Source organism: Saccharothrix deserti (assembly GCF_009769385.1).
Taxonomy (GTDB): Bacteria; Actinomycetota; Actinomycetes; order Mycobacteriales; family Pseudonocardiaceae; genus Actinosynnema; species Actinosynnema deserti.
Genome location: NZ_ML775961.1, coordinates 351,119 through 371,378 on the forward strand (window position 1 = coordinate 351,119; position 20,260 = coordinate 371,378).

Here is a 20,260-nt window from a genome sequence, read left to right on the forward strand (position 1 = left end):
TGGGTCCCTGGAGCCCCGGGGGGCGCGGGCGGGGGGGGGGGGGGGGCCCCGCCCCCCCCCCCCCCCCCCCCCCCCACTTCTCGTACCGCGCCGGCCGACGTCGACGTCCGCACGGGTTCAGGCGTGACCGCCGACCGCGACCGTGCCGATGGTCAGCTCCGGCCGTCCCTCCAGGAACTCGCCGACCCGCGCCACCTGCTGGTCCAGTTCGGCCAGGCGCGCCTTGGACAGCGTCCCGAACGGCTCCACCGTGACGACGATCCGCCTGCCCGACCGCTTCTGGTGCCACACGCCGGCCACCACGCCGTCCACCAGCAGCACCGGGAAGTTCCCCGCCTGCCCACCGGACAGCGCCCGCTCGAACGCACGCCCCGGGAACACCACCTCACGCGGGTGGCTGCCCACCACGTACGCGTCGAAGTAGGGGTCCCCGTAGTAACCAGGAAATTTCGGGCGGATACGGCTGAGTAGGCTTCTGAGCTGGGGATCTTCGGGTGCTGGCTGGAGGCTGGGTGGCGGCGCAGGTGTTCGCGGACGAGGAGCTGGAGCGTCTGCGGGGCTTTCCGGAGATCGGCCGGGATGAACTGTTCCGGTTCTTCACCCTCACCCCGGCGGACGTTGCCTTCGTGGACCCCGGCCGGGGTCGAGGTCCGGCGGATCGGTTGGGCCTGGCGGTGGCGCTGTGCACGTTGCCGTGGCTGGGATTCGTGCCGGACAAGGTGTCCACCGCACCGCCGGTGGCTGTGACGCGGTTGGCCGACCAGTTGGGTGTCGACCCCGTCGAGCTGCGGTCCTACGGCCGGCGAGCGAAGACCCGCACCGAGCACCTGCGGCTGGTCGCGCAGTACCTGGGCTGGCGTCCGCCGTCGACGCTGGAGTTGAAGGAGCTCGATGAGTTCCTGCTCGCGCGGGCAATGGAGCACGACTCGCCCACGCTGTTGTTCCGGCTGGCGTGCGAGTACCTGATCTCCGCGCAGGTGATCCGGCCCGGACCGGTGATCGTGGTGAAACGGGTCGCGCACGCCCGCGAGGAGGCGCAGCGGGAGACCTTCGCCCGGCTGGCGCACGAGTTCACCGATGCCCGGTGCGCCGCGCTGGACGGGCTGCTGGTCACCGATCCCGAGGTCAAGACCACGCGGCTGCGGTGGCTGGCCACCGGTCCGGTCGAGGCATCCCCGGCCGCGATCAAGGCGGAGGTCGGCAAGCTGGAGTTCCTGCGCGGCCTGGGGGCGGACGCTCTGGACTTGTCGGTGCTCCCGGCCGAGCGGCGCAGGTTCCTGGCCACCGTCGGCCGCAGGCTGACCGCCCAGGCGTTGGAGCGGAGGGATCCGCAGCGCCGCTACCCGATCCTGCTCACGTTGCTGGCGCAGTCGGCGACCGACGTGCTCGACGAGGTCGTGGGGCTGTTCGACCAGGCCGTCTCGGCGCGGGAAGGCAAGGCCGAGCGGAGGATGCGCGACGCGCTGGCCGAGCGCGGGCGCTCCGGCGAGGACCGCCAGGCCCTGCTCGACGACCTCCTGGACATCATCTTCGACCTGGGGCTGGACGACGAACAGGTCGGCGGGTTGATCCGGGGCGAGCGGATCGGGTGGCCCCGTCTGCGGTCGGCACGGGAGCAGGCCGCGCCTCGGCTGCCGCGCGACCACGGGCACCTGGCCGCGCTGGACGCCTCCTACGGGTATCTGCGGCAGTTCACGCCGCAGGTGTTGGCTGCGGTCCGGTTCGCCGGCGGGACTGCGGCCGCCGGATTGCTGGAGGCGGTGGAGATCCTGCGGGAGCTCAACGCCACCGGCGCCCGGCGTGTCCCCGACGAGGCGCCGGACGGGTTCGTGCCCGCGCGGTGGCGCGCCTACCTCGACACCGCGCGCAAGTCCGGGAACACCAGCGCCTACCGGCATTACTGGGAGTTGTGCACGCTGCTCGGGCTACGCGACGGACTGCGCACGGGTGATGTGTACGTACCCGGCTCGCAGCGCTACTCCGATCCCGCCACCTACCTGCTGACTTCGGAGAAGTGGTCGGCGCAGCGCGCGGAGTTCTGCCGGCTCGTGGGCAGACCCGCCGACCCCGGCCGCGCTCTCGCCGCCGCCGAGGACGAGTTGGGTGAGGCGCTCGGGGAACTGGAACAGGTCCTGGCGGCCGGTGACGGCCCGGTGCGCCTGGACGACGGCGGCGACCTGGTGATCTCCCCGCTGACCGCCGAGGACGTCCCGGCCGAGGCGGTGGCGCTCAAGGCGGAGCTGACCGCGATGCTGCCGTTCGCGCCGATCGTGTCGCTGCTGATCGAGCTGGACAAGCGCACCGGGTTCCTGGACTGCTTCACCCACGCCGGCGGCAAGCAGTCCCGCAGCCCGGAGCTCAAGCGGAACCTGATCGCGGTGCTGATCAGCCACTCCACCAACCTCGGGCTGACGCGGATGGCGGATGCCTGCGGGATCTCCTACGACATCCTGGCGTGGACCGCGGAGTGGTACGTGCGGGAGGAGACGCTGCGGGCGGTGAACCTGGCGATCATCGGCTACCACGGCACGCTGCCGCTGACCCCGGTGTTCGGCACCGGCACCCTGTCCTCCTCCGACGTGCAGCGGTTCCCGGTGCGCGGCAAGACGTTGACCGGCCGGGACATGGTCATCCACGGCGGTCAGGTCCTCTCGACCTATACGCATGTGACCGACCAGCACACCACGTACGGCACGAAGGTCATCGTGGCGACGAAGCGTGAGGCGCACTACGTCCTCGACGAGATTCTGGGCAACGCGACGGATGTTCCCGTCACCGAGCACGCGACGGACACGCATGGGGTGACGCTGGTCAACTTCGGGCTGTTCGACCTGCTGGGGTTGCAGCTGTCCCCACGTATCCGGGACCTGGGCAAGATCACCCTGTACCGCACCGGGTCGCGGGCGCGGATCGAGGCCGAGTTCCCGCACACCGGGCCGCTGCTGACCCGCAAGCTCAACACCGACCTGATCGCCGAGCACTACGACGACCTGCTCCGTGTGGCCGGGTCGTTGAAGTTCGGGCACGCCACCGCGTCGCTGCTGGTCGGCAAGCTCTCGGCGTCGGGACGGCAGAACGCCCTGTCCGCGGCGCTCAAGGAGTACGGCGCGCTGAGAAGGACGATCTACGCGGCCCGGTACTTAGCCGACCCGGCATACAGGCGGAAGATCTCGCGGCAGCTGAACAAGGGCGAGTCCCTGCACGCCCTCAAGCGCGACCTGCTCTACGCCCACGAGGGAACCGTGCGGGCCCGCCACATCGAGGCGCAGACCGAACAGGCATGGTGCCTGACCCTGGTCACCAACGCGGTGATCACCTGGACCACCGAGTACTACGGGCTGGCGGTGGAGTCGATGCGCCGCGCCGGACGCCGCGTGGACGACGAGGTCCTGGCGCACATCTCCCCGGCGCACAGCGAGAACATCAACTTCTTCGGCGCGATCGAGGTGGACGTCGAGGGCGAGCTGGCCCAGCTCGGCCCGACCGGATACCGGCCGCTGCGGGTGCGCGACACCCTGTTCTGAGCGCGCGAACGGCGACACCGCTCCGGCCCGAGGTGAGTCGTGGTCCGGCGGCACCGCCGCGACGACCCGTGCGGGTCCTGGTGGACCACGGGCGCTTGCGCGTCCGCCGGGTGCCGGCGGACCTACGACGTCGGGTCCGGTTGGCGGACCCGTCCTTCGGGGGGCGCCGAACGGCATGACGGCGGGCGCGTTCCTGTCCGCGTCGCTGGTCACGGCGGGCGCCATCACCAACCGGATCGACCGGATGGAAGCCAAGGACCTGGTCCGACGGGTCGCGGACGCGAACGACCGACGGGTGGTGCGGATCAGGCTGACCGACCGGGGCTGGCGGCCCGTGGACGGGATGCTGGCCGAGCACATGGACCTGTACGCGCGGCTGCTGGAGCCGTTGGACGACGACACGAAGACCGTCGTCGCCGACGCGCTGCGGAGCCTGCTGGAGAAGTGCGAGTAGTCCCGCGACACCGTGCGGCCGTGGTCCGGGATGGCTGCTTCCAGAAGGCAGGGCCGGGCCGACGGCCCGACCCTGCCTCACGACTGCCTGCGTGAGCGGGCCCGGGCTAACCCCGGACGGCCCCTTCCAGCAGTCCTCGGTGGCGGATCATCCAGGCGGCTGCCCGTGCCCGCCAGGACAGCGCCCACAGCGGCCCCGGGTCGGTCGAGTCCGGGGTGATCCCCGCGTACGTCGCCTCGGCGGCGCAGTCGCGGATCGCGAACTCGATCATCCGGCCGACGAGCCCGTCCCGGTCGCGGGACGGGAGTCCGTAGCCGTCGAGGAACAGTCCCACCTGCCGGGCGCGGTGGTCCGCGTCGGGCAGGTCGTTGCGCTCGGCGACGTCGTCGTCGTGCAACTGGGCGTTCCACCACGCCGCGGCGGCGATCTCGTCGAGTCGGTCGACGGGACCGGCGAGGGTCCAGTCGATGAGCCCGACGGGGAGACCGTCGCGGGCCACGATGTGCCACGGACCGGCGTCGCAGTGCCCGATCACGGTGTCCGGGCCGGTGTGGTGCATCCACCAGGGCTGCCACACCGCGTCGGGTGGCGGCCGGAACCCGGCGGTGGCGTCGTGCAGGTCGCGCAGCAGCGCACCGGCCTGCCGGACGCCTTCGTCGGTCCACGCGTGCGGGTGCACGATGGTTCCGTCGATGTAGGTCAGGACTTCGTTGCCGTCGGCGTCGATGCCGTCGCCGACCACGCGGGGCGCGCCGGTGAAGCCGACGTCCTCCAGGTGGCGCAGCAGCGCGTGGACGGTCGTGGTCCAGGGTCGGGCGGGACGCAGGACGGTCCCGTCGGAGTGGGTGACGTCGCTCGGTCCGCCTTCGGCCGCGGTCAACGGCTGTGCGGGTGGTCCGGATTGTGCGGAATGCACGGATTTCTCCTCGTGGAGTGCGGTACGCGGGTCACGGCACCGCGCGCGGCGATGCCTGCGGCCCGGGGGAGGAACCCCGCGGGCCGGTGAGGACCGCTCCGAGTCGAGGAGGGGTGCGCGCTCTGTCTCGCTGCTACGGCCGACGACGTGTCGGCGGCACGGTCAGCGCGCGGCGCGCTCCCCGGTCGGAGCGATCGTGACTCCACCGGAAACCATGCACGTCATCGTCAGCCTCCTGGACAACCGAACCTTGATCAACCGGACGGGGCCGACGCTACCGACCCGCCCCGGCCCGCTCAACCGGTTTACGGGTGGTCAGCGGGGGACGGCGTCGAGGGCTTTGAAGATCCGCTTGTCGGACACGGTGTAGCGGGTGCCGATGGTCTGGGCGAAGTAGCTCAGCCGCAGTTCCTCGATCATCCACCGCACCTCGTCCAGCTCGTCGTGCGGTTCGTCGGCGGGCAGGGCGGCGCGCAGTTCGCGGTACTCGGTGTGCACGGCGTGGACGCGGTCCATCCAGACCAGGCTGCGGAACACCAACCCGCCCATGAACTTCGACCTTGCGGCCGAGAGCGGCTTCAGGGTCCTCGGTCATCACCCCAGGTCAAACAAATCCGCCCGAAATTTCCTGGTTACTACGGGGACCCCAGCAACGGCAGCGCGTCGGCGTTGGTGCTCCGGACGTGCAGGAAGTGCACGTCCAGACCGTCGACCTCCGTCGTGAACTGCGGGAACGCGTTCAGCCGCGCCTCGTGCGCCCGCCAGTCGAACCCGGTGCGCCAGTACTCGACCAGGTCGCGCAGGTAGTCCACCGGCACACCGCGCTGCCAACCGTCACAGGGCAACTGCTCCACCCACCGGGCACGCGCGAGGCGGTCGGCGAGGTCGTCCAGGTCGGTCTGCGGAACGGCGAGGCGGAACTCTCGGATCTCAGTCACGACACCGACGCTAGAAGCCATATAGGTCAGGAAACGTCCTAGATCACACCCGGATGCCCGAACTGCGCGATCCGCAGCCCGCCGTCCACCACCACCGTGTCGACCAACCGGAAACCCAGACCCTCGTACAACGCGATGGCGGGCGCGTTCGCCGCACCCGTCGACACGATCGCCGGACCGCCCTCGGCCAGCACCTGCTCCACCAGCCGACGCGCGAACCCGAGCCGGAAGTGGCTCGGCGCCACGCACAGCCGGTCGATGTCCAGCACGCCGTCGACCTTCGCGTAGCCGACGAACGCCACCAGATCGCCGTCGACGTACCCGCCGAGCCACCGCAACGGCAGTCTTCTGACGTCGTCGACCGACTCGTGCAGCGGCGGGATCGTCGTGGTGCCGATCAACTCGGCCTCCACCGCGTAGGACTGCAACGCGATCCGGTGCACGGCCTCCGCCGTCGTGTCGTCGGTGAGGTCCAAGGGAACGATCATGCGGCCACCTGCCTGCGTGTCGGGAAATGTGATCCCAGGGCTACCCGTGCAGGCCTGCCCCGTCACTTTTCGTGCCCCACCCCGTCGGGACGCTTCGGCGGTGCTTCGGGCTCAGGAAGTGGTTTCGGTGAGGACTTCGAAGGCGTGGCGGCGGTGCGCGGCGAAGAGTTCGAGGGCGGCGTCGGCGTCGCGGGCGCGCAGTGCGGCGACGAGTTCGCGGTGCTCGTCGGGTACGTGGGACAGGTAGCCGTCCGTGCTGCGGCCGATCCGGGTCAGCAGGAACAGGTGGACTTGGCAGCGGATGGCATCCCACGCCTCTTTCAGGCGCTGGTGCCGGGTGGCGGCGTAGACGGCGTCGTGGAACTCGATGTCGCAGCCCACCATCGCGTGCTCGTCCTCGGCGCGCTCCATCCGGTCGGCAGCCTTCTCGATGGCCGCGATGTCCCCGTCCGAGGCATGGGTGATCACCTGTTGGACGGCGAGCTGTTCCAGCGCGCCGCGCAGGCTGTCGAGTTCGGCGATGTCCTGAGGGGACAACGTCGTCACCGTGGCCCCGCGGTGCCACGCGCTGCGGACGAGACCCTCGCGTTCCAGCCGGAGCAGCGCCTCGCGCACCGGGCCACGGCTGACGTCCAGCGCGGCGGACAGCTCCATCTCGCGCAGTTGCGCGCCGGGGGCGTAGGCCTCGCTGAAGATGGCGTCCCGGATGCGGTCCGCCACCTCGTCGGCCAGCCCACGGCGGCGCGCGGGCGTCACCCCGGCTTGGTCACCCATCGACTACCTCCTCGCTTGTCGCAATGTTAACATTGCGACATCAGCCCGGCGACAGGCCGCGCGCCCGCGTTCAGGAAGGCAGCGCCCATGACCGTTCTCGACTCCCCGATCCCCCGGTTCCACCTGGCCGTGCCGGTCGACGACCTGGCGGCCGCGCGCCACTTCTACGGTGAGGTGCTCGGCTTGGAGCAAGGCCGCAGCGCGGACACCTGGGTGGACTGGAACCTGCACGGTCACCAGTTCGTGACGCACCTGGCACCGGCCCGCGCGCAGCGGCTGCACAACCCGGTCGACGGCCACGACGTCCCGGTGCCGCACTTCGGACTGATCCTGACGGTTCCGGAGTTCCAGAAGCTCGCCGACCGGCTTCGCGCGGCGGGCGTCGAGTTCGTCATCGAGCCCTACGTGCGCTTCGAGGGCCAGACCGGCGAGCAGTGGACCATGTTCCTGCTGGACCCGGCGGGCAACGCCCTGGAGTTCAAGGCGTTCGCCGACGACTCCCAGGTCTTCGCCGCCTGACGATCCCGCCGGCCCGTTCGTGTGATCAGCGGTGGAGCGCGGTAGCGATGATCTCCGAGCTGTCGGCGTGCAGGGCCTGTGCCGCCGTCTGCCCCGTCGCTGCGAGGTAGGTGTCGACCAGCCTGTTGCCGACGGCGTATCCGGCCCCGGTCGGCAATCCCACCGGGGTGACGCCGAAGCGTTCCGCCGTGGCGTCGCCGTGCACCCAGGCGGTGAAGTTCTGCATGCCGGTCACGTCGAGTCCGGACACCACCTTGGCGAAGACCGCATCGTCGTGCAGGTGCGGCACACCGATGCGGGCGTAGCCGAGTTCGTCGCCGTGGAGCTGGCGGGCGAAGGCGTCGGCCAGGCCCTCTGAGACCACGTGCTCGCCGACCGTGACGGTCATCGGGTTCCACACCACCCCGCCCGGGCTGTAGCGCAGGTTGTGGTTGAGCTCGTGCACGGCGGTGGCCTCCAGCCGTTCCACGTTTTCGGGGAAGGGCCACAGCGTGATCACGATGTAGCCCGAGATCCCGCCGCTCCCGGTCATTCCGAGGCTGGGCCCCATGAAGTGGGCATCGCCGGGGTCACCGAGCAGGAACAGGACGGTGATGTCCGGGACTTCCAGCCCCGGCTTCCCCGCCAGCTGCACGGCCAGAGCATCATCGAGAGCGCGCTGCATCCGTTCCCAGGCCCCGGCCGCCGCCAGCGTCTCGAGCGCGTCGAGGCAACGCTCCTCGTCACGGTCGACGGGAAAACCGGACGACTGTTGGTGCATGGCCACCAGATCGACGTCCCCGGGGAAGTAGCGGTACATACCGCTGCTGGGCTCGAGCATCGAGCGCAGCATGGCGACGCGATCCGTGACCGGGGCCTGCAGGATCTGCTTCATGGCGGAGTAGGTGTCGAGAACGGTGATCGTCACCTGCGCGAGGCTAGACATTGACGTTACGTCAGAGTCAACCGTCGTCAACCGTCCCGACCGTCGGCCTCCTGGTTGAAGGCGTGGGGGACGTCGTGCCGACCCTGTATGAGCGTGGCCACGGCCCGCAGCGCGGTCGTCGTCTCGTCGACCAGAGCGCCTTCGGCGTTGGCATCGGTGCTGGTGCTGGTGTCGAGTTGTCGCACGGTGTCGGCGATGCGGTCGAGTAGTGCCCGGTAACGGTCGTGGCTGTGCTGCAGGCGGTCGGCTCGTTCGGTTTGGGCGCCGAGCTGTTGGCCGAACCGGGCGGCGCGGTCTTCCTGCTGCGTGCGCAGGGCGGTGATTTCGGCGCGGGCCTGGTCGACCTTGCGGTCGGCTTCGGCGGTGATCTGCTCGATCCGTTGTGCGGTCTCGGTGCGCAGGCGTTCGGCCGCCTGGTCGGAGGCGTGGAGGCGCTGCTGTTGTTCGGTGAGCCGTTCGCGCAGGGTCTTCAGTTCCGTGCGCAGTTCGGCGGCCTGTTCGCGTGCCGCGGTCTCCGCGCCGGTGGCCGCCTGTACGCGCTGATCGGCTGCGGCGGTGATGGCGGCGACCGTGGCGGCGGCGGTGGTCGCGGCTTGTTCGGCCTGGGTGCGGGCGGCGTCGCGTTCGGCGGTGACGCGTTCCAGCCTGAGTTCGGCTTGCCGTTTGAGGGTTTCGGCCTCGTCGCGGGCGCGTAGTGCCTTGGTGCGCTCCTCGCGGGCGGTGCGGGCGTCGTCCGTGGCCGCGTTCCGGGCGGTCTCGGCGGCCGCTTTCTCCAGTTCGGCCTGCTCTTTCGCCGCGGTCGCGGCCTCGGCGGCGCGCTCGGCCTGCTCCACGCGGTCCACCAGTTCCCGTTGCAGTTCCTCGAGGAGGTCGCGGGCGGTCTGGACGGTCTCGGTCAACTCCTGGACCGGCTCCCACGCCTCGTCGATCTGGCCGGCCAGGTCCAGGGCGATCTGTCGCAACGCGATGGGGCCGCCGGTGGTCTGCGCGGCGCGGGCGGCGACGCGCTCGGTACGGGCGCGCGCCTGACAGTCGCGTACGTCGGGCGGGCAGTAGCGGGGCGGCCGTCCGGTGGCGCGTCGGGCCGTCACAGGGGAGCCGCAGTAAGCGCAGGGACGGCTGCGTGGCGTTGCCGCGTCGACCTGCGCGTTCGGAGCCGGGTTCACTTGACCAGCTTAGCAGTGTTATCGTTATCGATAACAACAAGAGGTTCTTGTTTTCGGAAACGACAACCACTGAGAGGAAGTTGCCGAGATAAGTGGCCTTATCTCGGCAAGATGTGCTAATGCGAATCACGGCCGGTTCAGGGCGCTGATGGGCAGCCGAAAACTATGGGGTCGTCACCGTGACGAAAGTCGGGTGGGTGACAGGACGGGCGTCAGAAGGCGTCGGTGACCCCGGCGTGCCCCCGGAACGTCGGACGCCGATGCGGAACAATGCCGATCACCATGAGCACCGAGTCGATGTTGCCGTCCCTGCGGGCCGACGTTCCGGCCGTCCGGACCGCGCCCCGGGACGTGGGACCGGAGCGCCTGGAAATGCTGGTGGCGGAGTGGTTGCTGGGGTACCGGTCGGCGGCGACGCGCCTGTCCTACGGTGACGCGCTGGGCCTGCCGCGACCGTGGGTCCGCGCCCTGGGCACGGCCTCCGCCTTCCGGAACGTCGTCGAAGAGCCGAAGCCCGGACAGTCCGGACCGCCGGTGCGGACGGGACGCTTCCGGGAGCTGGCGTGGCTGCGGTGGTGCGCCGCGCACGGCGTGCACCCGCTGACGGCGATCGGGCTGGACCTCAAGCGGTGGCTGGAGGCGCTGGACGCCGCCGGGGTCGCCAAGTCCACCCGCGGGCACCGCCTGGCGGTGGTGGCCGAGTTCTACCGGTTCCTGGTCGAACGGGGTGTGCTCGACGCCAATCCCGCCGCGTTCGACCGGCGTGGGCTCCAACTGGGCACGCGTGGGGACACGAGCGCCACGGTGGTGCTCACCGCAGCCCAGGTCGGGGCGCTGCTGGACGCGGCAGGCACCGCCCGGCAGGGCACGGCACCGGTGATGCGGTCACGGGCGGTCGCGATCGTCGCGCTGTTCACCCTGGGGTTGCGGGTGGCGGAGCTGACGGCGCTGCGCCGCGAGGACCTGCACACCACGCGCGGTCGCAGGGCGCTGCGGGTGACCGGCAAGGGCGGCAAGACACGGGTGGTCTTCCTGTCCGGCCTGGCCGAGCGGGCGTTGACCGACTACCTGGCCGAACGTGACCGGCACCAGGACGCGGCGCTGCCCGCGCGGGTCGGGCAGGCTGCGGCACGGCGGCTGCCGCTGATCGCCACCGGGGCCGGGACGGCGATGAACCCCCGGGACGTGTGGGCGCTGATCCGCCGGCTGTCCGTCGCGGCCGGTCCGACGCTGGCCGAGGTCGCGGACCGGATGGGCCCGCACACCCTGCGGCACTTCTACGTCACCGCCGCCGCCGAGGGCGGCGCGGACATGACCCACGTGCAGGCCGACGTCGGCCACGCCTCGGTCGAGACCACCCATCGCGTCTACAACCAGGCCACCCGCGCCCCCGAACGCTCCGCCGTGGACGTCGTCGAACGCGCCCTCCTGCGACACCGCTCGCCCGACCGGGCTGTCGAGGGGGAGATCACGCGGCTGGAGCACGAGGCCGCCTCCGCCGACCCGCTGGACCGGCTGCTGGCCGTGGCCGGGCTGGAACGCCTGGCTCGCGACGTCCCCGCCACCGCCGAGGCGGTGTCGACAGTGCTGGAGCGGGTGTCCGCTACCTCAGCCGACCACCCGAAGGTCGCCGACGCCGCACGTGCGGCACGCCAGCGGATCGGCGGCGACCTGTGACCGGTTGAGGTCCCTGCACAGTGGACTGTCACCGTGACGAAAGCCTCGTTGGGGTAGGGGTGGTCTGGATCAAGCTTCGCCGGCGCCGACATGACCTCGTTCGACGTGCCGGACGTGTCGGACGGGATGCCGGTGCGCACCTGCGGCTCACCCGAGCGTGACCGGTTTGCCCACCAGGCTCGTCGCGACCAGCCGGTCGACGCCGGGCAGGTGCGACAGGCGCATCGCCACCCGCCGGGCCCGCAGCCTCAGCCGCGAATCGGGCAGGAACCAGCGGGCGGCGGACCGGGCCACACGCTGCTTCTCGATCACGACCGGCCGCCAGGCCCGCTCGTAGGCGGCGAGGTCGTCCAAGTGCTCGGCGAGCACGTACGCGCCGCCGATGCCGAGCGACGCGCCCTGTCCGGCCAAAAGCGACACCGCGCCGCACGCGTCGCCGACAAGCACAACCCGCCCGTCCGACCAACGTGGCAGTTCCACCTGCGCGACCTGGTCGTAGTAGAGGTCGGCGGGACAGCGGGCCAGCGCGCGGGGCACGACCCAGCCCATGGACCCGTACACATCGCGGACCGCAGCACGTGCGTCGACGGGCAGGTCGGGCGACGGTGTGCGGTGCACGGTGAACGCGGCGACCCGCCCGTCGCGCAGTCCGTAGAACCCGAACTGGCGGCCGACGGTGTCGGTGACGTGGAACCGGTCGGCGACCAGGGCGTGCGTCTCGGGGTCGTCGAAGGTGAACGCCGCCGTGTGGAAGCCGAGGTGACGGAGGTGCCCGTCGCCGAAGACCAGCCGCCGCACCGTCGAGTGCACGCCGTCCGCGCCGACCAGCAGGTCGGCGGACACCGTGGACGAGTCCTCCAGCGCCACCTCGACCCGGTCGTCGTGCTGCGCGACCTCGACGACACCGGCGCCGAACCGCAGGTCGACACCGGCCGGCAGGTCTTCCCGGAAGGCGCGTTCGAGGTCGGGGCGCATGATGCTCAGCAGCCGCCCGCCGACCGCGCGGGCGAACCGGTCGAACCCAATGCCGCCGACCAGCCTGCCGTGCTCGTCGACGTAACCGGCCTTGGTGATCCGGTACCCCAGTTCACGCAGGCGCGGCAGCACGCCCATCCGTTCGGCGGCGTCGTAGCCCGGCCCGAAGAAGTCGATCATGTATCCGGTGGAGCGCGGTGCGGGCGCCCGTTCGACCACCACGACGTCGTGGCCCAGCGTCCCGAGCCGGTGCGCCAGGGCCAATCCGGCGATACCCGCCCCCGCGACGACGACCCTCATCGCAACACCCTCCCCAGCACCGGCACGACGACCTCGCGCGTCAGGTCGGCCGACAACGCGCGGTGCAGCAGGACGCCGTCCACGGCCGCCGCCAGCACCGCGGCGGTCTCCACGGGCGTGGGCACGTCCCGCTCCGCGAGCCACGCGGCGAGCACGGCACGGAACCGGATCAGTATCTCGGCGACCGCACCGCGCAGTTCGTCGTTGCGCGTGGCGGCGAGGAACGTCTCGATGAACAGCTCCTGCCCGCCGTGCCCGTCCAGGGCTGCCAGCAGGGCGGCGAGCGCGTCGGCCGGGGTGTCGACGGAGTCGAGGACCTGCGGCAACTCGTCGACAGCGGTCCGCAGCGCGCCGAGGGACGCCTCCGTGAGCACGGCCTGCAGCGAGTCGAAGTGGTAGTGCACCACGCCCGAGCCGACGCCCGCGCGGTCCGCGAGGACACGAGTGCTGACCGCGCCCCAGCCCCGCTCGGCGATGAGTTCGGCGGCCGCGTCGAGCAGCCGTTGTCTGACCGTCATTTGGACGAATGTACTGGACGAACGTCCAAATCGCCACCGTGATCGCACCCGTACCGTGATCTCGAGGAACGCTGCATCCAGCCGCAGGCACAGGGGGTTCGCGTGTTCGTTGTTCCGCCGGGGTTCGTCGAGGCCACGATCGCCCGTGAAGGCGAGGCGGGTAGGCGGTGGGTCGAGGCGCTGCCCGCGTTGGCCGCCGAGTTCCTGCACCGGTGGTCCTGCACCACGTCCGGGCCGGTGATGCACGGCTTCGTCGGCGTGGTGATCCCGGCCGTCCGCGCGGACGGGAGCCAGGTGGTGCTGAAGCTGGGGTTCCCGCTGTCGTACGACACCGCGGAGGCCGTGGCGCTCGCGGCGTGGAACGGCGACGGCGCGGTGCGGCTGCTGGAGCGCGACGACAGCCGGTCCGCCATGCTGCTGGAACGCCTGCGGCACTTGGAGAAGCCCGATCCCGCTCCGTTCACCGCGATCGGGAGGCTCACCCGTCGACTGGCGATCGCCGCGCCTCCCGGCGTGCCCTCGTTGGCCGACAAAGCGCTCGGATGGGCGGAGAAGATGCCCGCGCACGCCGCACGCCTGGGATCACCGTTGCCGGCACCGGTGCTCGACGCCGCAGTGGCCAACGCGCGTGATCTCGCGACCGATCAGCCGGCGGTCCTGGTCCACGGCGACCTCCACTTCGGCAACGTCATGCGCGACGACACGGGACTGCGGGCCATCGACCCGACCGGACTGGTGGGCGATCCGGCCTACGAACTGCTCCCGGTGCTGCGCGGCGACTGGCCCGCCGTCACCGCCGAACCGAACACCCGCAGGGCGGTGGACCGGCGGATCGCGGAGTTCGCCGAGGCAGCGGAAGTAGACCGCGAACGGGTCCGGCGATGGGCGCAGGCCAGGGCGGCCGAATCCGCGCTGTGGTCACGCCAACTCCACGAGCCGGCCCAGGTCACCGCAGTCGTCGACACCCTCGCCGCCCTGCTGATGTGAAGCGGCTCGGCAGTGACCGCCGCGAGCGGTTCGCTCGGCGTCGAGCTGGCGGGGGTACGACACCGAACCGTGCCGAACTCGACCGGACACGGGTCCCGCCCTCTCGAGCCACAACTGCGCGCTCAGCCGACGGCAGCGCCGAACCACTTGGGCAGCCGGCCGAGCAGCTCCTGCTGGTCTTCACCGACCCACGCCACGTGGCCGTCCGGCCGCAGCAGCACGGCGGGCACGTCCAGTTCCTCGCTGACGTCCACGACGTGGTCGACCCGATCCGCCCAGCCCGCCACCGAGAGCCGGCCGGTCTGGTCGAGCAGCAGTCCGCGGCCGCCGTGCATCCGCTCGTAGAGGCGCCCCCGCTTCAGCTCCACGTCCCGCAGCCGCCGGCCGAGCAGTTCGTGCCCCTCGCCGAAGTCGTAGCGGATCCCGATCGCGGTGATCTTCTCGATCAGGTACCGGTTCACGTCCTCGAAGTCCATCAGTTCCGACAGCAGCCGGCGCACTGCCTGGGGACCCGGCTCGGTGGACGTCAGCTGCACCTGCGCGCGGGTGTTGTCCAGCACGTCGGCGGCCACCGGGTGCCGTTCGGTGTGGTAGCTGTCCAGCAGCCCCTCCGGTGCCCAGCCGTCGACCTCGGCGGCCAGTTTCCAGCCGAGGTTGAACGCGTCCTGGATGCCGAGGTTGAGGCCCTGCCCGCCCAGCGGCGGGTGGATGTGCGCCGCGTCGCCGGCCAGCAGTACCCGGCCGGTCCGGTAGCGCTCGGCCAGCCGGGTGGCGTCGCCGAAGCGGGAGAGCCAGCGCGGCGAGTGCACGCCGAAATCGGTGCCGGCGACCTCCCGGATCTGTTGCCTCAGCTCGTCCAGGGTCGGCGGGACCGTGCGGTCCTCGGCCACTCCGGCGGCGGGCGCGACGGCGCGGTACACCCCGTCGCCGATGGGCCCGACGCCGAACCCCTTGTGGGTCTCGCGGGCTTCGGCCACCACGGCCGCCACCGTCTCCGGCGACGCGGTCAACTCCACCTCGCCCAGCAGCCACTCTTTCCTGGCGGGCTCGCCGGGGAAGCCGACGCCGAGCAGCTTGCGCACCGTGCTGCGGCCGCCGTCGCACCCGACGAGGTAGCGAGAGCGCAGTTGCGCGCCATCGGCCAGCTCGACGGTCACTCCGTCCTCGTCCTGGCTCAGCCCGACCAGTTCGCAGCCGCGCCGGATATCGGCGCCGACCTCGGTGGCGTGCTCGGTCAGCAGGCGGTCGGTGCTGGTCTGCGGGATGCCGAGGGTGTACGGATGCGCGGTGTCCAGCCGGTCCGGCGAGGGCTTGATGATGCCGGCGAAGAAACCACCGAGCGGGTGCTGCCGGCCGAGCGCGAGGAACCGCTCCAGCAGTCCGCGCTGGTCCATCACCTCGACGCTGCGCGCGTGCAGGCCCAGCGAGCGCTCAATCCTGGTCGGCTCCGCGTCCTTCTCCAGCACGACCACGTGCACGCCGTGCAACCGCAACTCACCGGCCAGCATCGCGCCGGTCGGTCCGCCGCCGGCCACGATCACGTCAATCATGACCCCCCCATCCAACAAGGTTGCATTTCGGCCGGCTGCTCCGCGCCGAGTGCCCCCGACCGCATCGCGAGTCCCACACGTCGACAAGGCACACGTACTTCGCGAATCCCTGATTTCCGCAGGTCCTGGCTTCGGCCGGAGATTCTGCAGCACGACCCGGGTCTTGCGGCAAGACCCCCGGTGCGCTATATGTTGAGAGTGGCAAGGAGTGGTCGACCTCCTTGCCTATGCTTTTGTCGTCCGCTGTGGACGGACAAGCTCCTCCCGAAGCGGCGGCAACGCCGTGAACGGCGATGCCGCCGCCGGCGGAACACACCTGGGGCTCATCCCTCCCCGTCGGTGGCCGGCGGGCACCGCATCTCCGCCTTCGGCCTCCTCGTCCGCAGGCCCGATCGGCTCCCTGCAGCGAGGAGGCGGCAGCGCGCTCCCTGCAGCGAGGAGGTGGCCATGACCTCCTCGCGCGGCCTCGTAGTGCCTAGCCCGTTCAGGTGTCCCGTTTGGTGCCCATCGCGAGCACGTTCCCCTCGCTGATGTAGGCCAACGGGTCGTTGAGCGGATTGTCCGGATCCGAAGGGTTCAGGAATTTCTCCCAGGCGCCGGGCAGGCCCAATTTCCCTGCCTGGACGGCGATCTGCGCGCAGGACGCGTCGTAGAAATCCCGCACCGCCGGGGAGAAAGGGGAGAAGTGTTCGATGAGGACGGTCTCCTGGCGGACGGCGGTGAAGCCGGCCACCGTCAGCCACCGGTACAGGTCGCGGGTGCGCAGCAGCCGGCGGGCGTAGCCGGGCGATTCGGCGGCGCGGCGGAAGAAGTCCGCGAACAGGAACGGGTCGCCGGGCCGGACCGACACCAGGCCCGCGTCCAGGTCCTTGACCGCGACCGTCCCACCGGGGCGGAGTACCCGGTGTGCCTCGCGCAACGCGGCGAGCAGGTCGTCGTCGTCCAGGTACTGGACCGCGTTGGCGCACCACACCACGTCCACCGAGGCCGTCTCGACCGGCAGCTCACGCAGGTCGCCCAGGCGGATCTCGACCGTGGCGCCGAAGCTGCGGGCCCGGTCCGCGGCCAGTTCGACGTTCTCCGGGGCGAGGTCGACGCCGGTGATCCGGCCTTCCGGGCCGACGAGTTCGGCGAGCCACGGCAGGAACGACCCGCCGCCGCAGCCCGCGTCCAGCACGTGCCGGCCCGGCTCGATGCCCACCCGCAGCAGCAGCCGCCGGTAGGCGTCCCGGCACGCGCGGAAGTGGGCGTCCACGATGGTGTCTTCGGTGAAGTCCAACCCGGTCGACGCGGCGAAACCCCAGGAATCAGTCGACATGGACGCTCCGCAGCAGATCGGTGAGTTCGGCGGTGACGCGGTCGGGCGCCTCCAGCGGGGTGAGGTGTCCGGCGTCGGGGATGGTGACCAGGCGGCAGTGCGGCAGCGCGTTCGCCATCGCGTCCGCTTCGGACACCGGCACCAGTTCGTCCTGCGCTCCCGCGATGACCACCGAGGGGACGGAGGTCGCGCGCAAGGTGGGGAAGGAGTCGGGACGTGCGGCGATGGCCCGCTGCGCCCAGGCGACGGACGCAGGGTCGGCCTGTTCGACCATGCCGCGCACCTTCGCCACCAGCTCGGGCTGCTCCGCGCGGGTGGTCGCGCCGAGCAGCGCGGGCGTGGTGGCCGCGATCAGCCCGTCTCGCGACCGGTCGTCCACGATCCGCTCGGCGAACGCCTCGCGGCCGGCCCGCACCTCGGGCGAGTCCGCACCCGCCCTGGTGGCGAGCAGCGCCAGAGCCCGTACCCGCTGCGGGAAGCGGCGCTGGAACGCCATCGCCACGTAGCCGCCCATGGACGAGCCGACCACCGCGACCCCGGCCACGCCCAGCGCGTCGAGGGTGGCGGCCAGGTCGTCGGCCACCACGTCGAGCGACGGCGGCGCGTCACCCAGCGGGGTGCCGCCGAACCCGCGCTGGTCGGGCGTGATGACCCGGTGGCCCAGGAGCGTCAACGCCTCCCGCTGCTCCGCCCACATCGAGGAGTCCAGGGACAGCGCGTGCAGCAGCACGACGGGGATCACGCGTGGCTCCTCTCGGCGTCGGCGATGAACCGCAGCACGTGCTCGCGGTCCAGGTCACGCCGCCAGGCCAGCGCCACCGGGGCGGGCGGCAGGTCGTGCACCGGGATGACGCGGACGCTCGGCGGCGCGACGTCGGCGAGCGAGTCGACCGACAGGTGCACCGCCTCGCCCGACGCCACCAGCGCCATCATCGCCGGGATGTTCCCGACCCGGTGGCCGCGCCGGATCGGCCGCCCGGAGGGCGTGTGCGGCGGCACCACCTGGTCCCACACGTAGGCGGGGAAGCTGCCGGGGCACTCGAACATGGTGTGGTCGGCCAGTTCCTCGACCGACAGCGAGTCGCGATCGGCCAGCCGGTGGGTCGTCCCGACCACCGCGACGCGGGACTCCGCGGTCAGCGCGGCGGAGCTGAGCAGGTCCGGCTCGTGGATGCCGAACTTGACGATCATGGTGTCGAGCAGGCCCTCCCGCAGCGCCCGGAACGGCTCGTTGATGTCGTACTCGACCAGCTCGAAGTCGTCGACCTCGTGCCCGGCGGTCTTGATGATCCGGTGCGCGACGGGCCGTGAGCCGTGGTAGCCGAACCGGATCCGTCCGGTGTCATGCCTGGTCATGGTCGATCCCCTCGGTCAGGTAGGCGAAGCAGCGGAGCTGATCGGGGTTGGCGCGCTCGGCGCCGATGCGCAGCGCGGCGAACGGGGTGGCGATGCCGGCCGGCCGGGGCACCGGGCGCAGCACCAGCCGGTCGCCCGGCGCGAGCAGACCGTCCATCACGGACTCGACCAGCAGGTGGTTGAGGCTGACCAGGCTCTCCGCGACGGTGACGCCCGCGGTGGCCAGGTAGAGGTCGCGCCGCACCGGGGCACGGGTCGGCCGGCCGGGGACCTCCACCACCGGCGCGGGGTGGGTCGGCACCGCCTGCGTGCCGTCGAAGAGCTTGAGCAGCCGGCGCAGCGGCGCGGACGCGGCGGCGGGCGCGGGAGAGGTCCACGCGGCCGAACCGTCCTCGGCGACGTGGTCGAAGGAGAACCGCTCGCGCAGGTTCTCCGGGTTCCCGGCCAGGAACACCGTCCGGGTGAACGAACGGCGCCACGTGGCCGCCTGCTCCGGCGTCAGACCCAGGGCGAACTCGCACGTACCGCGCACCCAGGACACCGGGTCGAACCGTCGCATGACGACCGCGGCCAGCACCTCGCCGGGCTCGTCGGCGTCGACGAGGTGCTGGGCGGCCAGCAGGCCCCGCGTGGTGCTGGGGTCGATCCGGGCGGCCAGGTCGGGCCGGGAGAGGAGGATGCGCCGGGTGGCCTCGGCGCGCAGCAACTCCTGCGACAGGCTCATGTGAACACCGCCGAGATCAGCTCGGGGCCCGGTTTGGGCTGGTGCCGGGCGAGCAGTGCCGAGGTCAGCCGGTACGGGTCGACGTAGACGTGGTCGCGTCGGTGCTTCGACACCGACGCGTCGGGCCGTTCCGGTGTGGTGGCGAGCAGCTTGCGGGCCTTGGCCAGGCAGCTGACCACGAGGTCGTCCCGGAAGGACTGGCTCTGCCCCTGGCCGAGCACGGCGATGAAGTACAGCCGCAGTCCGAGCCGCAGCGCGGCCGGGTCGTCGGTGTCCCCGCCGGTCAGCCGGTCCAGCAGGTCGCCGACCGTGTTGCCCTGCCAGCCGCCGTGCCGCGCCGACAGGACCTGTCCCGCCACCGGTACGCGGCCGAGCGACACCCGGCGCACGGCCGGGCCGAGCGCGGAGAGCACCCGTTGCAGCAGCAGGTAGTCCGGTTCCAGTTCGCGGTCGTAGATCAGCACCACCTCGTCGTGCTCGGCGGCCAGCGGGATGAGCTCGCGCAACGCGCAGGCCAGGTAGTTGGGCCGCCCGCCGGGCAGCACGATCTGCCGCAGCGGCAGGCCGAACCGGGTCGCGTCGAGGTAGACCGGGCCGCCGTGCTCGCGCAGGTCCAGGCACATGCCCAGGCCGTCCAGGCGGTCGATCATCTCGGCCAGGCCCAGGCCGGGCGGCTGGTGCTCGCGCAGCCCCGGGTCGTGCAGGCCCAGCCGGTCGTACAGCGAGGTCCACAGCTCCAGCACCCGGGACGTGGCGGGGTGCGTCCAGCCGTGCTGCTCGACCGCGTCGGCGTAGGGCTGGAACGCGGAGGGCGGCGGCCGGTGTTCGTCGGCGCGGTAGCGGATGTAGCACTCGCCGATCTGCTCCTCGGTCCAGCCGGAGTAGTCGACGTCCCCGAGGGTGCGGTCCAGGTGCTCCCAGAACCCCAGGGTCTGCTCGGTGACGTTGTAGGTGGTGTGGCTGTACCGGTAGGTGACGTCGGCCAGCTGCGCGGTGGCCCGGTACATCACGTCCGTCCACAGCAGACCCTTGAGGTGGCTGAGGGTCAACGGCTTGGTGGGTGTGATCGTGATCGGCGCGAGGAGCACGCGGGGCCGGTCGCGCGTCGGCGCGGTCTGCGCCTGTAACCGGTCCAAGTGGACAGTGCTCAT

At 71.5% G+C, this 20,260-nt stretch carries 20 protein-coding genes and 1 pseudogene; 5 read left to right on the plus strand and 16 right to left on the minus strand.

Going from position 1 to position 20,260, the window contains the following annotated elements; translation table 11 throughout:
• Positions 1 to 117: 117 nt before the first annotated feature.
• Positions 118 to 459 carry a DNA glycosylase AlkZ-like family protein gene (locus FM051_RS06365; RefSeq protein ID WP_158841880.1) on the minus strand — a complete coding sequence of 114 codons (342 nt, stop codon included), beginning with the start codon at positions 457 to 459 and terminating at the stop codon, positions 118 to 120.
• Between the two features lie 65 nt (positions 460 to 524).
• Between FM051_RS06365 and FM051_RS06370 the strand changes: the two genes are divergently transcribed.
• Together FM051_RS06370 and FM051_RS06375 are read left to right on the plus strand one after the other, a co-directional pair.
• Positions 525 to 3,524 (plus strand): Tn3 family transposase, encoded by a 3,000-nt coding sequence (locus FM051_RS06370; RefSeq protein ID WP_202918719.1) that lies wholly within the window; start codon positions 525 to 527, stop codon positions 3,522 to 3,524.
• A gap of 175 nt (positions 3,525 to 3,699) precedes the next feature.
• Positions 3,700 to 3,978 carry a MarR family winged helix-turn-helix transcriptional regulator gene (locus tag FM051_RS06375; protein WP_158841606.1) on the plus strand — a complete coding sequence of 93 codons (279 nt, stop codon included), beginning with the start codon at positions 3,700 to 3,702 and terminating at the stop codon, positions 3,976 to 3,978.
• Between the two features lie 106 nt (positions 3,979 to 4,084).
• On the opposite strand, the gene FM051_RS06380 is transcribed toward FM051_RS06375, so the two are convergent.
• From FM051_RS06380 to FM051_RS06400, 5 genes and pseudogenes are all read right to left on the minus strand, one after another.
• Positions 4,085 to 4,894 carry a phosphotransferase gene (locus FM051_RS06380; protein WP_158841608.1) on the minus strand — a complete coding sequence of 270 codons (810 nt, stop codon included), beginning with the start codon at positions 4,892 to 4,894 and terminating at the stop codon, positions 4,085 to 4,087.
• A 315-nt stretch (positions 4,895 to 5,209) separates the two neighbouring features.
• Positions 5,210 to 5,443, minus strand: coding sequence for a DUF3418 domain-containing protein (locus tag FM051_RS06385; protein ID WP_238412169.1), 234 nt, complete (start codon positions 5,441 to 5,443; stop codon positions 5,210 to 5,212).
• A 98-nt stretch (positions 5,444 to 5,541) separates the two neighbouring features.
• Positions 5,542 to 5,853, minus strand: a pseudogene (locus tag FM051_RS06390) (epoxide hydrolase N-terminal domain-containing protein); the annotation flags it as partial.
• 17 nt (positions 5,854 to 5,870) lie between these two features.
• A complete protein-coding gene (locus FM051_RS06395) occupies positions 5,871 to 6,320 on the minus strand; it encodes a GNAT family N-acetyltransferase (RefSeq protein ID WP_158841612.1) in 450 nt (149 codons plus the stop codon).
• A 111-nt stretch (positions 6,321 to 6,431) separates the two neighbouring features.
• Positions 6,432 to 7,094: a GntR family transcriptional regulator gene (locus FM051_RS06400; protein WP_158841614.1), complete on the minus strand. Its 663-nt coding sequence runs from the start codon at positions 7,092 to 7,094 to the stop codon at positions 6,432 to 6,434.
• 87 nt (positions 7,095 to 7,181) lie between these two features.
• Between FM051_RS06400 and FM051_RS06405 the strand changes: the two genes are divergently transcribed.
• A complete protein-coding gene (locus FM051_RS06405) occupies positions 7,182 to 7,613 on the plus strand; it encodes a VOC family protein (protein WP_158841616.1) in 432 nt (143 codons plus the stop codon).
• 25 nt (positions 7,614 to 7,638) lie between these two features.
• Here FM051_RS06405 and FM051_RS06410 read toward each other — a convergent pair whose 3' ends face one another.
• Both FM051_RS06410 and FM051_RS06415 read right to left on the minus strand, forming a co-directional pair.
• Positions 7,639 to 8,568: a DUF2268 domain-containing putative Zn-dependent protease gene (locus FM051_RS06410; RefSeq protein WP_238412170.1), complete on the minus strand. Its 930-nt coding sequence runs from the start codon at positions 8,566 to 8,568 to the stop codon at positions 7,639 to 7,641.
• The gene (locus FM051_RS06415; protein ID WP_158841618.1) at positions 8,565 to 9,629 is read right to left on the minus strand and encodes a coiled-coil domain-containing protein; all 1,065 of its coding nucleotides are present in this window, start codon (positions 9,627 to 9,629) and stop codon (positions 8,565 to 8,567) included. The genes FM051_RS06410 and FM051_RS06415 overlap by 4 nt, the downstream gene beginning before the upstream one ends.
• Before the next feature lie 357 nt (positions 9,630 to 9,986).
• Between FM051_RS06415 and FM051_RS06420 the strand changes: the two genes are divergently transcribed.
• Positions 9,987 to 11,381, plus strand: a complete 1,395-nt coding sequence (locus tag FM051_RS06420) for a tyrosine-type recombinase/integrase (RefSeq protein ID WP_158841620.1) — start codon at positions 9,987 to 9,989, stop codon at positions 11,379 to 11,381.
• A gap of 147 nt (positions 11,382 to 11,528) precedes the next feature.
• Here the strand turns inward: FM051_RS06420 and FM051_RS06425 are convergent, their stop codons facing one another.
• Complete coding sequence (locus tag FM051_RS06425; RefSeq protein WP_158841622.1) at positions 11,529 to 12,656, minus strand: FAD-dependent oxidoreductase; 1,128 nt, start codon at positions 12,654 to 12,656, stop codon at positions 11,529 to 11,531.
• On the minus strand, positions 12,653 to 13,174 hold the full coding sequence (locus tag FM051_RS06430; RefSeq protein ID WP_158841624.1) for a TetR/AcrR family transcriptional regulator: 522 nt from the start codon (positions 13,172 to 13,174) through the stop codon (positions 12,653 to 12,655). The genes FM051_RS06425 and FM051_RS06430 overlap by 4 nt, the downstream gene beginning before the upstream one ends.
• Positions 13,175 to 13,276: 102 nt before the next feature.
• Here FM051_RS06430 and FM051_RS06435 point away from each other — a divergent pair, with 102 nt between their 5' ends.
• The gene (locus FM051_RS06435) at positions 13,277 to 14,161 is read left to right on the plus strand and encodes an aminoglycoside phosphotransferase family protein (protein ID WP_158841626.1); all 885 of its coding nucleotides are present in this window, start codon (positions 13,277 to 13,279) and stop codon (positions 14,159 to 14,161) included.
• A gap of 122 nt (positions 14,162 to 14,283) precedes the next feature.
• On the opposite strand, the gene rox is transcribed toward FM051_RS06435, so the two are convergent.
• The 6 genes from rox to FM051_RS06465 form a co-directional block, all read right to left on the minus strand.
• The gene (gene rox, locus FM051_RS06440) at positions 14,284 to 15,711 is read right to left on the minus strand and encodes a rifampin monooxygenase (RefSeq protein ID WP_158841628.1); all 1,428 of its coding nucleotides are present in this window, start codon (positions 15,709 to 15,711) and stop codon (positions 14,284 to 14,286) included.
• Positions 15,712 to 16,195: 484 nt separating this feature from the next.
• Positions 16,196 to 17,029 (minus strand): class I SAM-dependent methyltransferase, encoded by an 834-nt coding sequence (locus tag FM051_RS06445; RefSeq protein ID WP_158841630.1) that lies wholly within the window; start codon positions 17,027 to 17,029, stop codon positions 16,196 to 16,198.
• Positions 17,019 to 17,771, minus strand: coding sequence for an alpha/beta fold hydrolase (locus FM051_RS06450; RefSeq protein ID WP_238412171.1), 753 nt, complete (start codon positions 17,769 to 17,771; stop codon positions 17,019 to 17,021). The genes FM051_RS06445 and FM051_RS06450 overlap by 11 nt, the downstream gene beginning before the upstream one ends.
• The gene (locus tag FM051_RS06455) at positions 17,768 to 18,385 is read right to left on the minus strand and encodes a LysR substrate-binding domain-containing protein (protein WP_158841632.1); all 618 of its coding nucleotides are present in this window, start codon (positions 18,383 to 18,385) and stop codon (positions 17,768 to 17,770) included. The genes FM051_RS06450 and FM051_RS06455 overlap by 4 nt, the downstream gene beginning before the upstream one ends.
• Positions 18,372 to 19,109: a DUF6182 family protein gene (locus FM051_RS06460; RefSeq protein WP_158841634.1), complete on the minus strand. Its 738-nt coding sequence runs from the start codon at positions 19,107 to 19,109 to the stop codon at positions 18,372 to 18,374. The genes FM051_RS06455 and FM051_RS06460 overlap by 14 nt, the downstream gene beginning before the upstream one ends.
• On the minus strand, positions 19,106 to 20,260 hold the full coding sequence (locus FM051_RS06465; RefSeq protein WP_158841636.1) for a hypothetical protein: 1,155 nt from the start codon (positions 20,258 to 20,260) through the stop codon (positions 19,106 to 19,108). The genes FM051_RS06460 and FM051_RS06465 overlap by 4 nt, the downstream gene beginning before the upstream one ends.